This is a genomic window from Moraxella sp., from assembly GCF_024227015.1.
Taxonomy (GTDB): domain Bacteria; phylum Pseudomonadota; class Gammaproteobacteria; order Pseudomonadales; family Moraxellaceae; genus Moraxella.
Genome location: NZ_JAAELD010000167.1, coordinates 1 through 535, shown reverse-complemented (window position 1 = coordinate 535; position 535 = coordinate 1). Strand labels below are relative to the sequence as shown.

Below are 535 nucleotides of genomic sequence, written 5' to 3'. Positions count from 1 at the left end.
GATGGTACATGCCGTCGAGTGATGCGCTCAGATGCTGAGAAGCGGATTGCTGCCGGTGAGAATGCGAGTGTTCGTTTTCGTATGCCGGATAAAAAAATTGTAGTGAGTGATCTTATTCGTGGTGACGTTGAGTTTGATAAAGGTGTTATTGGTGATTTTATTATTGTTCGTCCTGATGGTAGCGCCACGTTCCACCTGGCCGTGTGTGTTGACGATGGTTTGATGAAGATTACGCACGTTGTTCGTGGTGAGGATCATTTTTCTAATACGCCAAAACATATTGCTATATTTGAAGCGTGTGATTTCGAAGTGCCAACTTTTGCTCATATGCCCTTAACGATGGGGCCAGGTGGTGAACCGCTCAGTAAACGTCTTGGAGCAATGAGTCTTGGCGAGTATAAGAAAATGGGGTATTTGCCACACGCATTAGCAAATTACATGGCGTTGTTGGGCTGGTCGCCAGGGAATGATGAAGAGCTTTTTTCGTTTGATGATTTGCAAGAGAAATTCACATTAGAGCGTGTTTCAAAGTCAT

Annotated in this window: 1 protein-coding gene; it reads left to right on the top strand. The window is 44.5% G+C overall.

Annotated elements, in window-relative coordinates; translation table 11 throughout:
- Positions 1-21: 21 nt before the first annotated feature.
- The coding region (locus GY683_RS03900; RefSeq protein WP_297287503.1) for a glutamate--tRNA ligase family protein at positions 22-535 on the top strand (514 nt) is incomplete at its 3' end.